The 14,548-nt window shown below is 64.6% G+C and carries 11 protein-coding genes and 1 pseudogene; 7 read left to right on the forward strand and 5 right to left on the reverse strand.

What is annotated here, in order from left to right; genetic code table 11:
• Positions 1-96: 96 nt before the first annotated feature.
• Together OKW27_RS16635 and OKW27_RS16640 are read left to right on the forward strand one after the other, a co-directional pair.
• Positions 97-1,044: a lactate/malate family dehydrogenase gene (locus tag OKW27_RS16635; RefSeq protein ID WP_429334124.1), complete on the forward strand. Its 948-nt coding sequence runs from the start codon at positions 97-99 to the stop codon at positions 1,042-1,044.
• Positions 1,045-1,096: 52 nt separating this feature from the next.
• A complete protein-coding gene (locus OKW27_RS16640; protein WP_429334125.1) occupies positions 1,097-2,575 on the forward strand; it encodes a DASS family sodium-coupled anion symporter in 1,479 nt (492 codons plus the stop codon).
• Between the two features lie 184 nt (positions 2,576-2,759).
• Here the strand turns inward: OKW27_RS16640 and OKW27_RS16645 are convergent, their stop codons facing one another.
• Together OKW27_RS16645 and ftrA are read right to left on the reverse strand one after the other, a co-directional pair.
• On the reverse strand, positions 2,760-3,977 hold the full coding sequence (locus OKW27_RS16645) for a DUF2252 domain-containing protein (RefSeq protein WP_429334126.1): 1,218 nt from the start codon (positions 3,975-3,977) through the stop codon (positions 2,760-2,762).
• 326 nt (positions 3,978-4,303) lie between these two features.
• Positions 4,304-5,263, reverse strand: a complete 960-nt coding sequence (gene ftrA / locus OKW27_RS16650; protein ID WP_187618914.1) for a transcriptional regulator FtrA — start codon at positions 5,261-5,263, stop codon at positions 4,304-4,306.
• A 120-nt stretch (positions 5,264-5,383) separates the two neighbouring features.
• On the opposite strand from ftrA, the gene OKW27_RS16655 reads away from it, so the two are divergent.
• Both OKW27_RS16655 and OKW27_RS16660 read left to right on the forward strand, forming a co-directional pair.
• Positions 5,384-5,839 (forward strand): rhodanese-like domain-containing protein, encoded by a 456-nt coding sequence (locus OKW27_RS16655; protein ID WP_429334127.1) that lies wholly within the window; start codon positions 5,384-5,386, stop codon positions 5,837-5,839.
• Between the two features lie 150 nt (positions 5,840-5,989).
• Positions 5,990-8,074: a putative bifunctional diguanylate cyclase/phosphodiesterase gene (locus tag OKW27_RS16660; RefSeq protein WP_429334128.1), complete on the forward strand. Its 2,085-nt coding sequence runs from the start codon at positions 5,990-5,992 to the stop codon at positions 8,072-8,074.
• Here the strand turns inward: OKW27_RS16660 and dapA are convergent.
• Positions 8,067-8,960, reverse strand: a complete 894-nt coding sequence (gene dapA, locus OKW27_RS16665) for a 4-hydroxy-tetrahydrodipicolinate synthase (RefSeq protein WP_429334129.1) — start codon at positions 8,958-8,960, stop codon at positions 8,067-8,069. The genes OKW27_RS16660 and dapA overlap by 8 nt on opposite strands.
• Before the next feature lie 438 nt (positions 8,961-9,398).
• On the opposite strand from dapA, the gene OKW27_RS16670 reads away from it, so the two are divergent.
• Positions 9,399-10,691, forward strand: a complete 1,293-nt coding sequence (locus OKW27_RS16670; protein WP_090806434.1) for an aspartate carbamoyltransferase — start codon at positions 9,399-9,401, stop codon at positions 10,689-10,691.
• A 19-nt stretch (positions 10,692-10,710) separates the two neighbouring features.
• Here OKW27_RS16670 and OKW27_RS16675 read toward each other — a convergent pair whose 3' ends face one another.
• Together OKW27_RS16675 and OKW27_RS16680 are read right to left on the reverse strand one after the other, a co-directional pair.
• A complete protein-coding gene (locus OKW27_RS16675; protein ID WP_429334130.1) occupies positions 10,711-11,571 on the reverse strand; it encodes an alpha/beta hydrolase in 861 nt (286 codons plus the stop codon).
• Positions 11,572-11,882: 311 nt separating this feature from the next.
• A complete protein-coding gene (locus OKW27_RS16680; RefSeq protein WP_429334131.1) occupies positions 11,883-12,494 on the reverse strand; it encodes an NAD(P)H-dependent oxidoreductase in 612 nt (203 codons plus the stop codon).
• Positions 12,495-12,564: 70 nt separating this feature from the next.
• Between OKW27_RS16680 and OKW27_RS16685 the strand changes: the two genes are divergently transcribed.
• Positions 12,565-12,696 (forward strand): hypothetical protein, encoded by a 132-nt coding sequence (locus tag OKW27_RS16685; protein WP_260321389.1) that lies wholly within the window; start codon positions 12,565-12,567, stop codon positions 12,694-12,696.
• 395 nt (positions 12,697-13,091) lie between these two features.
• Positions 13,092-14,083 (forward strand): annotated as a pseudogene (locus OKW27_RS16690) (IS701 family transposase); the annotation flags it as partial.
• Positions 14,084-14,548 lie beyond the last annotated feature (465 nt).

Consider the following 14,548-nt stretch of genomic DNA (forward strand, 5'->3'; position numbering starts at 1 on the left):
GCCGCCGCCGTGTAGGACCAAGGTCCGATTGATGGCAAACGCGCGCATGCGACTATGCTTCGAGGGGGCTGAAGCCCGAACTTGACGAGGTTCGCTATGCGGCAGGCCAAGATCGTTATCGTCGGCGCGGGGCTGGTCGGGGGATCGGCAGCCCTGTTCGTGGCGTTGGCCATTCCGAGCGCGAAAGTCGTCATCATCGATGTCGCGCGGGTGCGCGCTGAGGGACAGGTTCTCGATCTCGCCCACGCCGCGGCACTCTGGGGGCACAGCCGTTTTCGCGCAGGGGACTACGAAGACGCGCGTGACGCCGACATCGTCGTGATCACGGCCGGCGCCGGCGTCAAACCCGGCGAGACTCGCCTGCACCTTGCCAGAATCAATGCGGACATCGCGACCGAAATCGTCGGGCGGATCGCGCCGCTCGCGCCCGACGCCATCTATCTGATCGCGACCAACCCATGCGACGTGCTGACCGGCGCCGTTTACGACCAACTGCGTTGCGAGCGTGAACGCGTCATCAGCACGGGCACCTCGCTCGATACCGGGCGGCTGCGCTCCCTGCTGTCCGAGCGGCTCGGCGTGGTGGCCTCCGCGATTCACGCCTATGTGCTCGGCGAGCACGGCGAATCGGCCGTGATCCAGTGGTCCGCCGCAACGGTCTGCGGCATGCCCCTCGAAACCTTCCTGACGCGCAACGGCAAGGAGCTGGGCCCCGCCAGCAGGGATCTGATCCTGCGCTCCGTCCACGAGGCGGCGAAGCTCATCAAGGAAGGCAAAGGCGCCACCCATTACGGCATCGCCAGCGCGATAGGAAGGATCTGCGAGGCCATCGTGCACGACACCGATCTGATTCTCACGGTTGGCATCGTCCAGCCCGAAGTGGAAGGCGTACCGGACGTGTGCGTGTCGCTGCCAATGGTCGTCAATGGCGCGGGCGCGCGGTTGATCGCCTATCCGGAACTCGACCCTATCGAGCGCGAGACCTTGCTCGGTAGCGCGCGCATCGTCAAGGACGCGACGGAAAGCGTGCTCCACGTGCGGTGACGCCTTCCCGCGCACTCCGAAAATACCCAACCACGCCGGCACGAGGTCCATCATGGCTCCTACACCTGCCAAGGTTTCACGGCCCACCAGCTCGCCTCCCGCCACGCCGAAGCCCTCGGTCGGACTGCCGGCCGGCGTCTGGAAATATCTGGTACCGATCGCGGTCGGCGTCGCGCTGTGGTTTCTGCCCGCGCCCGCCGGCCTCCAGCCGAAGGCGTGGCATATGTTCGCCGTGTTCGTCGCGACCATTGCCGGCATCATGACCGCCCCGCTGCCGATGTCGGTGGTTGCCATCATCGGCTCGACCATTGGCGTGCTCGTCGGCGTTCTGTCGTTTGCCGACGTCACCAAATCCACCGGCACCGACCTCGTATGGCTCGTGATGCTCGCGTTTTTCATTTCACGCGGCGTGATCAAGACCGGCCTTGGCCGCCGGATCGCGCTTCTGTTCATGCGATTGCTGGGAAAGCGAACGACGGGGCTCGGCTACGGGCTCGTGTTGACCGAACTCGTGATCTCCCCCGCGATGCCGAGCATCACCGCGCGCGCGGGCGGCGTGATGTTGCCGATCACGCGAGCCATTTCCGAAGTGCTGGGCAGTCACGCCGACGATCCGGAATCACGCGTGAAGGTGGGACGCTACCTGATTCTCTGCGCCTTCCACGCGAACATCATCACGGCGGGCATGTTCATCACGGCGATGGCGGGCAATCCGCTGGCGGTCAGGCTGGCCGCGGACCAGGGCGTGTCGATCAGCTGGCTCGACTGGGCGTTGGCGGCGTCGATCCCCGGTCTGCTGTGCCTCGCCGTGATTCCGATCGCCATGCTGTGGATCGCCCCGCCGCAGGTCAGACGCACCCCCGATGCCACCGACCTCGCGCAACGAGAGCTCACGACGATGGGGCCCATCTCGGTCAAAGAAATCATCATGGCGTGCATCTTCGTTGGCTTGCTGGTGCTGTGGGTGTTCGGCGACGATCTCGGCGTCGGCGCGACGCTCGCGGCGGCGATCGGCGTTTCGTTGCTTTTCATCAGCGGCGTGCTGACCTGGCAGGACGCGCTGAACGAGAAGTCCGCCTGGGACACGATGATCTGGATCGGCCTGCTCATCATGCTGGCCTCCAAGCTCAACGAATATGGCATGGTGAGCTGGTTCGGCAAGGAATTCGGCGCGCATCTCGCGGGCTTTCCGATGCTGGCGGTCTATATGATGGTGGCGGCGATCTACGTTTACATTCACTACTTTTTCGCCAGCGCCACCGCGCATATCAGCGCGCTGTTTCCGCTCTCCATGGCACTGATGGTCGCCGCCGGTATCCCGCCCTTCGTCGCCGCAGTCTCGCTCGGGATTCTGAGCAATGTGAACGGCTGCCTGACGCAATATGGCATCGGCTCCGGTCCCGTCATGTTCGGCGCGGGCTACGTGACCCAGGGCGAATGGTGGAAGGCGGGATTTTTGATGAGCCTGTTTTACATGGTGGCCTGGCTGGTCGTTGGGCCGCTTTGGTGGAAGGTGCTGGGGCACGTATGAGACAACGCGACTTTCGCCGCGCGGCTCGTACGGCCCGCGCACACGTGATCCTGCTCCGCTTCCCGCTTCGTCAATCGCGAGCGGTCATGGCCCGCGCAACTTCCCCGATCGTCATCGATCGCCGCCGATCACCGCGACGCCGTCCGCAGCCCTGACGCCCGCGCCGGCCCTCCAATGCAACGCTTCAGTTGCCCGTGCCACTCGTCTCGAAGGTTCCCCGATCATAAGCTTCGCAATAAGCCTTCCAGTCCGCCGCGACCTGCGCCTCACACTGCGTCGCCAGATCGATCAACGGCAGTTGCCAATCGCGCCGACTGCCAAACGCGATCAGATCGTCCGCGATCGCCGACTTCTGCCGCCCTCCGCTGCGCAGATGCGCCCACGCGCTCAACTCGGCCATGCTGTTGATCACTGCCTCGAGCCGCGGCAGCTTGCCGTCCCAGTCGGCAAGCGCGACGCGATCTTCCGATGGCTGCAAGCTCCGCAGCACATAGGAGCGCTGGTGGAATTCCACCGCGTGCAAAAAGGCCTGCGAGACCGCCTGATTGCGCCGCTGCACTTCGACGACACGCTGTGCCTCGGTCTGCCACTTCGGCTGCGTCGCCGTCACGTGCGCACTCACCGATGACGGCAGCGCCTCTTTCAAATCGATCAGGTAGTTGCCATCGGGCGAGCCCTTGCCCTCGACCAGAATCACATAGCGATCGACACCGAGGCTGCCCGTCCCCGCAATGCGGCGCGCGACATCTAGCGTGCGGTAGAACTCGGGATTCGGCTCCGTCACCGCGAACTGCTGCATGAACTGCGCGACCGCGGCACGCCGTTCATCGCTGACGGGCAGCGCTTTCTTGCCGTCGACCTTCAGCATGCGCGTTTTGCCCTTGAGCACCGTGCGACGGTCCAGATGCGCGGCGCGCGTGCGGCTCGCGAGCGCGACGAACAGATCGCGCACCATGCCGGTCGCGGTCTCCGCTTCGATCCAGCGCGACTTGCCGTACGCGAGCGCGGCGCCGTAGGCATCGAGAGCGGTGTGGCACAGCGCGAGCGCTTCAGCGCGGCTCAGCTTCAGGTTGGCCGCGCCGACCAGCACGCTCGTCAACAGACGCACGAGCTCGTACGGAACCGGCGCGAGACAGGCTTCGTCGAAGTCGTTGTTGTCGAAGTAGACGAGGCGATTGTCGCCCTTGTAGCTGCCGAAATTTTCGAGGTGCATGTCGCCGCAGATCCACACGTGCGGCGCGTCGTCGAGTACGTTCGCGCGCGGCAGACGCGCATAGAACAGATGGCAGGTGCCGCGCAGAAACACGAACGGCGAGCCGCGCATGGCTTTGTATTTCATCGCGAGTCGTTCGGGGTCTCGCCCGGCGTTGAAGTTGGCGATGATCTTTGCGATATCGGACATAGCGGGTTCCGTTGAATGGGCAAGCTCGACGTGAGCTCCGTGCCTGCTGCTGTGACCTCGGGGCGTGCCGCGAATTCAATGCGCGTTCAACCGGGATGCAGTGAGGTGGCTGTCGTTGCTTGTCGCGGCAGTGGCGATCGGCGGGCTGCTTGCCTACGGGTATCGCCAGTGGGCGTGCTCGACAGGCTCGAACTTCGAGTTCTATGCATCGTTGTTGGCGTTCAACGCGACCGCGCTCCTGTTGCTGACGAACGCGCTATGTTGGTTCGAATACATGTCCAACGTCATCAATGTGTCGCATCCATTGTGCTTACGACCTGCTGGACTCACCCCTCCCCACCGAACCTGCGCCGATACGCCCCCGGACTCGTCAACGCGATCCGGCGAAAATGCCGCCGCAGCGACTCCTCCGACCCGAACCCCGCCAGCTCGGCGACGCGCGCCATCGGCAGCGGCGTCGCGGCTTCGAGCAACTCACGCGCAAGCGCGACGCGCTCCCTGACGAGCCATTCATAAGGCGCCATGCCGGTCGCGTCGCGGAACTGCCGTTGCAGCGTGCGCGGGCTCATCGCCGCGCGCCCGGCGAGCGAGCGCAGCGTATGCGGCTCGGCCGCATGGCTGCGCACCCAGTCCATCAGCTTCGCGATACGTCCGCTTTCGTCGGGCGGCATCGGGCGCGGCACGAACTGCGCCTGGCCACCCTCGCGATGCGGCGGCACCACGAGCCGTTGCGCGACGCGATTCGCGACCGCGCCGCCATGATCGCGCCGCACCAGATGCAGCAGCATGTCGAGCCCGGCCGCCGATCCCGCCGAGGTGATCACCTGCCCTTCATCGACATACAGCGCGTCGGGCTGCACACGCAGTTGCGGATAGCGCTGCTGCAACTTGTCCGCGTAGCGCCAGTGGGTCGTCACGGTCTTGCCGTCGAGCACGCCGGCCGCCGCGAGCACGAACACGCCCGAGCAGATCGAGCAGAGCCGCGCGCCGCGCTCGTAAGCCGCGCGAAGCCTGCGCAGCAGCGCGGCCGGCGGCACCTCGTCGGCATCGCGCCAACCCGGAATCACGATCGTGTCGGCGCTCGCGAGCAGCTTCAGCGTGTAGGGCGCGGCCAGCGTGATGCCGCCCGCCGCGCGGATCGGACCGGGCTCGCTCGCGCAGACCGCGAAGCGATACCACGGCACGCCGAGCTCGGGACGCTCGAGCGCGAACAGTTCGGTCACGCAGCCGAATTCGAAGGTGCAAAGCCGGTCGTAGGCCAGCGCGACGACGAGATGATTGTGCATGGCGCAATGTTACCGAAGATTGACGATCACGCCACTTACCGGGCGACCCGCCGCTCGTCACAATCGACCGTGCCTGAAACGCGCGCGCCCCACCACCCGATCAACTCACCCCTGTTTGCCATGACTCACGACAACCTCACCACCGTCCCGAACGCCGTCACCGCGATCCCCGCCGCCGACAGCGCCGCCGCGCTCGCGCACTTCCAGGCGTCGCTGCGCTTCGAAACCGATTGCGCCGACGTCCACGCCGCGCTCGCGAGCGGCGCGCCCGGCTTCGTGCTGCTCGACGTGCGCAGTCCCGCGCTGTTCGCGCAGGGCCACGTGCCGGGCGCGCTGAATCTGCCGCACGGCAAGATCGTCACGTCGAAGCTCGCGGCTTATGCGCCGGACACGCTGTTCGTCACCTACTGCGCGGGCACGCACTGCAACGGCGCGGCGCGCGGCGCACTGCGGCTCGCCCAGTTGGGGCGGCCCGTCAAGCTGATGGCGGGCGGCGTCACCGGCTGGCTGGACGAAGGCTTCCCGCTGAGCCGCGAGGACGCCGATCCGCCGTCCGATCCACGCTCCGATGCATAGCGTGACTCGCAATCCGACACGCGTTCCAGCGCGGCATCCGCCGCCGTCCGCGCGCCGGTTTTGCTTCTGTTCGCAAATCGCAAATAAGTTGAACAAAGTTCGAAAAGTGCCGATAACATGTCCAGCCGGACTCCTCCCGGCGGACCCAATATGCAGAGTTCATATAATTTCTGGCTCGTCGCGATTTCGTTCGCGGTCGCGACCCTCGCGTCGTACACCGCGCTCGATCTGACGGGCCGCATCTTCCTGCTCGGCTCGACGCGCCGGCGGCATGCATGGCGGCTCGGCGGCGCGTTCGCGCTCGGTGTCGGCATCTGGTCGATGCACTTCGTCGCGATGCTCGCGTTCTCGCTGCCTATCCCGCTCGGCTACGACCCGGCGACGACCGCCTGCTCGCTGGCCCTCGCGATCGGCGCTTCGTATCTGGCGCTCTCGCTGACGACCCAGCAGCGCCTGACGCCGGTCCGGCTGCTGATGGGCGGCGTGGCGATGGGGATCGCTATCGCCGGCATGCATTACACCGGAATGGCGGCGCTGCGCATGGCGCCCGCGATCCACTACCAGCCGGCATGGTTCGCGACCTCGATCGCGATCGCGATCGGCGCGTCGAGCGCCGCGCTGTGGATGGCGCGCGCGCTCAGCAACGAAGACGAGCGTCATATCGCGCGCAAACGTCTCGCCGCGGCGCTGGTGATGGGCGTCGCGATCAGCGGCATGCACTACAGCGGCATGGCCGCCGCCGACTTCGCGCCGGGCGCGATCTGCGGCGCGGCCAACGACATGAATGCGCAATGGCTCGCCACCTCGGTGGTCCTGCTCACGTTCGCGGTGCTGATCGTCACGCTGATGCTGTCGCGCTTCGACGTGCGCACCACCTTCCTGCTCGGCGCGGTGTCGCGGCTGAACGGCCAGATCGTGCGGCTCGCGACGCTCGACGCGCTGACGGGCCTGCCGAACCGCGCGACGCTGACCGAGCGGATCGAACGCGCGATCAGCGGCGCGCGCCGCCAGCGTACGTCGTTCGCGGTGCTGTTCATGGATCTCGACGGCTTCAAGACGATCAACGATTCGCTCGGTCACTCGGCTGGCGACGCGGTGCTGTCCGCATTCGCGCAACGCCTGCAGCAATGCGTGCGTTCGAGCGACACCGTCGCGCGGCTCGGCGGCGACGAGTTCGTCGTGCTCACTGAACATCTTACGTGCGGCGACGACGCGGCCGCGCTCGCCGACGGCGTGCTTCACCGGATGCGCCAGGGCACGTGGAGCGACGAACAACCGCTGCAGGTGATGCCGAGCATCGGCATTGCGCTCTATCCGCGCGATGGCGACAGCGTCGAGACGCTGCTCCAGCACGCGGACGCCGCGATGTACGAAGCGAAGCGCGCCGGCCGCGGCACCTACCGCTTCTTCGAGCGCAGCATGAACGAGGCCGCCACGCGCACGCTGCGGATCCAGCAAGTGCTGCACGACGCCTTCGCGAATGATCGTTTCTCGCTGCTGTTCCAGCCGAAATTTGAGCGCGGCGGCGACGCGCTCGCGGGCGCCGAGGCGCTGATCCGCCTGCACGATCCGGAGATGGGCGCGCTGATGCCGGCCGAGTTCATCCCGGTCGCCGAGCGCTCCGGGCAGATCGTGCAGATCGGCTACTGGGTCGTGCGCGAAACCTGCCGGCGCATTCGCGGCTGGATCGAACAGGGCCTGCCGGCGATGAAGGTGGCGATCAACCTGTCGCCGCGTCAGCTGTTGCAACCGGACCTCGTCGAGACGATCCTCGACATCGTCAGGAGCGAGGACGTCGCGTGCGAGCAGATCATGTTCGAGATCACCGAGACCGTAGCGATGCATGATGCCGCGCGCACCGTCGAAGTAATCCGCGCGTTTCAGGCGAGCGGCTTCGACATCTCGATCGACGACTTCGGCACCGGCTATTCGAGCCTCGCGTATCTGCAGCGCTTCCAGGTGAAGCAGTTGAAGATCGATCGCTTCTTCATCAACGGTCTCGACGCGAACGGCGCCGCGGGCAGCGCAATCGTGTCGGCGATCATCGCGCTCGCGCACTCGCTCGAAATGGACGTGGTCGCCGAGGGCGTCGAAACCCAATCGCAACTCGACAAGCTGTGCTCGATGATGTGCGACGAAGTGCAGGGCTACCTGCTCGGCAAGCCGATCAACGCCGACGACTTCGGCGCAATGCTCCGCGGCAGAACGATGGCCGCAAGCGGAGTCTCTATCTGAGCAGCGTCTCCCCCAACGCCGCGAGCCGTTCGGTCAACGCCTCGCTCGCACGCGTCATCGGCAAACGCAATTCGTTGCGCACCCATCCCCTCGCCGCGAGCAGCGCCTTCACCGGCGCGGGATTCGGTTCCGCGAACGCGAGCTGGATCTGCGGCACGAGCGCGTGAAAAATGCGTCGTCCTTCGTCGAGCTTGCCCTGCGTCAACGCGCGATAAAGCGCGACGAAACGCTCGGGCCGCCAATGCGCCGACGCCGCGATCGCCCCGCTTCCACCCGCGCACACCGTCGAGAAGAGCTCGAGGTCGTTGCCCGCGAGCACTTGCAGACGGCCGTCGCGAATCAGCGCGAGCGTCGTGTCGAGCGAACCGGCGCAATCCTTGATCGCCTGAATTCGCGGATGCACGGCGAGCGTCAGCAGCGTGTCGAGGTCGAGCCGCACGCCGGTGCGTTGCGGAATATCGTAGAGCACGACTGGATGCGCGCTCGCGTCCGCGAGTGCGCTGAAATGCGCGACGATGCCGTCCTGCGAGGGCCGGGTGTAATACGGCGCGGCGATTAGCACGCCGGCAATCGGCAACGGATTCAACTGCTCGATCCGCGCGCGCATGCTCGCCGTGTGATTGCCCGAGACGCCGACCAGCACCGGCAACGCGCGCCGCTGCGGCGACGCACTGACGGCTTGCACCGCGTCGAGAATCGTCGCGAGCACGGCGTCCTGTTCGGCGGCGTCGAGCGTGGCGGGCTCGCCGGTCGTGCCGAGCGCGACGAGCCCGGCCACGCCGGCCTCCGCATAGCGACGCACCAGCGCACGCAACGCGGCGTGATCGACGGCGCCGTCGGCGAACGGCGTGATCAGCGGAATCCAGATACCCGAGAAATCAGACATGTTTTCTACCTCGATGACGACCGTATCGATTCCGGGTCAGCGGTGCGAGGGAGAACAGAGGAGAAAGCCGCAGGCGGGCGGTCGACCGGTCGTTCCGTCGCACATCTGACGACGGAACAGCGTGCTCCGGTCAGATGAGCGGCTGTTTTTTGGCTTTGGCGCCGACGTTGCGCGAAACACCGATCGCGCGTGCGACCGCCGCGCTCGCCAGAGCGACGCGGGCGAAGGTCGAAGAACGGAGCGGGAACGTGGGGCCGGAGTGCATGGACCGCAGTGTAACCGCGAAACCCGCGTCGCAGGGTCTTCGGCGCCTCGCGAACCAGCTCGCGAAGGAAAACGCTTGACTTCTACGCGCCGGAAACTAATATACGCACCGCGTACATCAACGCGTTTTGCTGCCTTACTCCCGCCGACCCCACTTTTGCGACAGGTGCCCTCATGAGCGTTCCGCAACAAGCCTTCCTACGCGATGCGATGCGTCGCCTGAACATGACGCGCGATACGTTCGCTAACCGCATCGGCGTGTCGCGCCGGGCGCTGGATACGTGGCTGCTGCCGGACGACTCGCAGGAATCGCGGGCGATGCCGGAAATCGTCGAGCGTTTCGTGTCGGAGATCGTCGCGAACACGGAGCCGGGCGAAGGATATACGCAAAGCGTAGACTCGCAATCGCTCGCAAGCCAGATTCTGTTCGAGGGCAAGCCGCAGCTGCTGTCGGTCGATCAGTTTTCGCGCGACTCGGTCGAGGCGCTCTTTCGCGTCGCCGACATCATGCAGCCGATCGCCCGGCGCCGCAAAATCTCGCGCGTGCTCGAAGGCGCGGTGCTCGGCAATCTGTTCTTCGAGGCGAGCACGCGTACCCGTGTGAGCTTCGGCGCGGCGTTCTGCCGGCTCGGCGGCTCGGTGTGCGACACGACCGGCTTCACGTTTTCGTCGATGGCGAAGGGAGAATCGATCTACGACACGAGCCGGGTGATGAGCGGCTATGTCGACGCGCTGGTGATCCGCCACCCGGAGCAAGGCTCGGTGGCCGAATTCGCGCGCGCGACCAACGTGCCGGTGATCAACGGCGGCGACGGTCCCGGCGAGCATCCAAGCCAGGCGCTGCTCGATCTCTACACGATCCAGCGCGAGTTCTCGCGGCTCGGCAAGATCGTCGACGGCGCGCACATCGCGCTGGTCGGCGACCTCAAGTACGGACGTACCGTGCATTCGCTCGTGAAGCTGCTGGCGCTCTATCGCGGCATCAAGTTCACGCTGATTTCGCCGCCGATGCTCGAGTTGCCGGGCTATATCATCGAGCAGATTTCGCGCAACGCTCACGTGATCGAACAGACGCACGACCTGCGCACTGGCTTGCGCGGCGCCGACGTCGTATACGCGACGCGCATCCAGAAGGAGCGCTTCACCGACGAATCGTTCGAAGGCTACACGCCCGACTTCCAGATCAACCAGGCGCTCGTCGATAGCGTGTGCGGCGCCGAAACGCTGATCATGCACCCGCTGCCGCGCGACAGCCGGCCCGACGCGAACGATTTGAGCACCGACCTCAATCACGATTCGCGGCTCGCGATTTTCCGGCAGACCGACAACGGCATTCCGGTGCGGATGGCGATTTTCGCGGTGCTGCTCGGTGTCGACAAACAGGTCCAGCATTCGATGCGCGATGCCGCGTGGCGCCCGCCGGTCTACCTGGGACCGGACGACGCGGTGTTTCACGGAATCGATTGACGCGGATAGCCGTCCGCCGTCAGGCCGCGGCCGCGGCGTGCGCGTCACGCATTTCGCGCGCCGCCTGCCTGAACGTGCCGGCAAAGAACAGCACCTGATATTTGACCGCGTTCGACCAGTACTTCCACGTATGGCCGCCGGGCCGCTCGGCGTAATCGTGCGGCACGCCGAGTTCGACGAGCCGCTCGTGCAGCAGCCGGTTCGACTGCACGAGCGAGTCGTTCACGCCGCAATCGATCGTCAGCGCGATATGGTCGCGGCCGAAATCCTCCGCACTCGCGACGATCGCCTTGCGGTTCCAGAAGTCCGCATATTGCATCGGGTCGCCGAACACCCGCTCGATGCCGGGCTCGTCCTCGCTCCCGCGCGGGTCCACCGCACCGCTGATGCTGCCCGCCGCGCCGAAAGCGTCGGGCCGGTCGAGCGCAATGCGTAGCGCGCCGAAGCCGCCCATGCTCAAGCCCGTGATAGCGCGCGCCTGCTTCGTCGCGATCGTGCGGAAATGGCTGTCGATATAGGCCACCACTTCCGTACCCACGTAGGTTTCGTAGCGGCTGCGCGGATCGACGGGGCTATCGATGTACCAGCTGTCGCGGCCGCCGTCGGGCATCACGAGGATCACGTGATAGCGGTCGGCGAGCTTGCCGATATGCGAATTCGCGGTCCAGTCCGTGTAATCGCCGCCCGAGCCATGTAGCACGTAGACGACCGGAAAGCGCGCGGCCTGGTTGCCACGCGCGTATCGATCGGGCAGCACGACGGTTGCGTCGAACGTACGATGCATCGCCGCGCTCGGAATCGCGACGACGCGCGACTGGAACGCCCACGCCGGCGATGCGATCAGCATCAGAATGAGCCAGAACGTATGGACTGGATTCATGGTGAGTCGCCCCTTGCGCTTGCTTCCGGCTGCTTACGTTCGTCAGGCATCCGAAGAAGAGCGCCCCAGCATGCCTCGGCCTATGTCCGCGAACGACTGTAGCAATGGCGACTTACAACCAAATTTCAGCGAAACATACGATCCAGTCAGGCTTTGGTCGCTTCATCGGCTTCAGTTGCCGTCTCTGCGCCCGCATCTTCAACGTGCGCGGCAAACCCCACCCGCCCCGGCGCCAGATCGTCCCGCAATGTGAGCGCCGGAATCTCATACGCGCCGCCGTTCTGCGGCAGGAACGCGATCGGCGCGGCCGTCTACAGCGTGTCGAGCCGTCGCCCGAGCGCCTCGCTGACCTCGGCATACTTCGCATCGTCGACGCGGCTCGTGCGATAGACGACGAACGGCGGCAATACCTCGAAGCCGGGGTAATACAGCACACCGTGCTGGATCGGGAACAGCACGTCGTCGATCGGACCGTTGATGCCGCGTGCGCTGTAGTGCGACTCCCAGCCGCCCGTCGTGACGATCAGCATCGCGCGCTTGCCCGCGAAACGGCCCTCGCCATAACGCTCGCCCCAGCGCGCATCGGAATGCTCGCCGACGTCATACGCGAGACCGTACGCATAGACGCTGAAGTGGGCCGATGCGGTGATCCTGCAGTTTCCGCTGTGGTGCTCACGCGCGATGTCCTCGCTCTGCAGGCCGTTCTCGAACGCATGCTTCGATTCGAGCGACGCGACGAAGCGCTCGCCGCTGTGACGCTCGCTGGTGTCGTGTGCGTCTAGCGACGCTTTCCGGTTCATCGCGTACAGATCGGACACCTGCACCGTATGGCCGGCGCGTTCGAGATGGCGGACAGTGAAGTCCTTCAGCGAACCGTTCAACGATTTCGGTTCGGGATGCGCATAGATGATGAGAACGTTCATGATGGGACCTTCGTGGCTGAAAACAGTCACGATAGGCATCGCCGAGGTATATTGGAAATGAATTCCCAATATGTCAGGTATTGCCGTGGTTAATCTCAGAAGACTCGACCTGAACCTGCTGGTCACGCTCGTGTTTGCCCACAAAAAAAAGAAAAAAGAAAACAATAAAGATGAAAAAACCGTTGCCGACGCGACTCAATAAAGAACGAAAAATGCAAGCAAAACGAAAGATGTAGAGCCTCCGATTTACGGGCACAACCCAGCTAAAGGCGTTATCGGCAGGTGGATGTCAGTGCGGCGACCCGCTCCGAATGCTCGAATTGCGCCTCTCCCGGCATACCCCCCCCCCCCGCCGACCGAAGGACCAAATCCGATCCACCGTTGCGGGTCGCGCGCCGACTGATCCGGTCGCCACGTCGGCCAAAGCTGACGCTCGCCCGTTTGACGGCGAAGGCTGCAGGTCGCTTCGCTGCCGTTCGCAGGCAGATGTTGGCGAGCGGACACTTCTCGCGTTCAGCAAATGACAGTCCCAAAACCGCCTTAGTCGCCCGCAATTACGCCGACAGACGTCTCTTCCTTTAACACGCTGCTGAAGAAAACGGCTACTACTGGATCATTGACGACACCGGCTTTCCAAAGAAGGGACGTCATTCGGTCGGGGTGGCACGTCAGTACTTTAGGCAACTTGGAAAGCAGGACAACTGCCAGGTTGCAGTGAGCCTGTCGATCGCGACGCAACGCGGCAGCCTGCCGATTGCCTGGCAGCTGTATGTCCCAGCGGGCATTCCCGACGATCTGGCCTTCGAGACCAAGCCTCAGATTGCGCTGGCCCAGCTTCGCGAGGCTATGGCATCCGGCGTTGCACCGGGCATTGTGCTGGCCGATGCCGGGTATGGCGACGAAACCGCTTTCCGGGAAGGCGTAACGGAACTGGGTTTGTTGTACGCGGTAGGGATCCGGCCGGGCACCTCTGTGTGGGCACCAGGTACGGCGCCGCTTCCGCCCAAGCCCTGGAGCGGGCGCGGCAAGCCACCGACATTGTTGCGCCGTGCGCCCGGCTACGAGCCGATCGCCGTGAAGGAACTGGCCATGCAATTACCCGTAAGCGCCTGGCAATCCGTAACCTGGCGCGAAGGCAGCAACGCGGCACTTTCCTCGCGCTTTGCCGCCGTATGGGTTCGTCCCGCACATCGCGACTATTGGCGACGCACCGTTCGCGACGAAGAGTGGCTGCTTATTGAATGGCCTGATGGCGAACCGGAGCCGCTCAAATACTTTCTCACTACCGCGCCCGAGGAGGCGACACTTGAGCAGCTTGTGTTCGTGACCAAAATGCGCTGGCGCATCGAGCGCGACTATCAGGACCTGAAACAGGAGTTCGGGCTCGGTCATTATGAAGGGCGAGGCTGGCGTGGCTTTCACCACCACGCCACACTGAGTCTCGCTGCGTATGGGTTTCTGATGGCTCAGCGACTCCGAATGCAATCAGATGGACGCGATAAAAAAACTTCCTTGAACGCGCGCTGTCTGCCCTTCCCCCGGATTACATCCCCCGGGGCAGTCCAGCGCGCTCAACGCCACGTTCCTGATTCCATTACTACGTTGCGCATCCTGCTTGGACTAAGGATCATGCAACGATGGCTCTCTTCCTGTATGGCAATAGAGCGCGCAACTAATTATCTGACACAGTAAGATTAGGGAATCGTCATAGCGCCGTCGCAGTTATGACCATGGTTGCACCCTTCGCTATGTCATTGATCCGGTCTTGAGCACCGGCAATACGTTGATCTGCGTAGTCGTAGTCATTGGATTCGCCTCTTGCTGGTTCAACCGGCCGCAATCATGCGTACCGTAGCGCCACGATCAACAACGACGCGCGAATCATTCCAAGCGCCGCAGCGTGTCGTGCCGGGTCAGGCGCGCTCCAGCGCAGCGAGCTTCTTCCGACCACGGCATGCAGACCCGGAAAGACGCGGGCTTCCAACCGGGAATCTTCCGGTTTCCTCCATGCTCACCCGTGCATGGCATTACCGGAAGTCACCAGATCCAACGAG

Origin of the sequence: Paraburkholderia sp. 35.1, from assembly GCF_050436525.1 — a bacterium.
Taxonomy (GTDB): domain Bacteria; phylum Pseudomonadota; class Gammaproteobacteria; order Burkholderiales; family Burkholderiaceae; genus Paraburkholderia; species Paraburkholderia tuberum.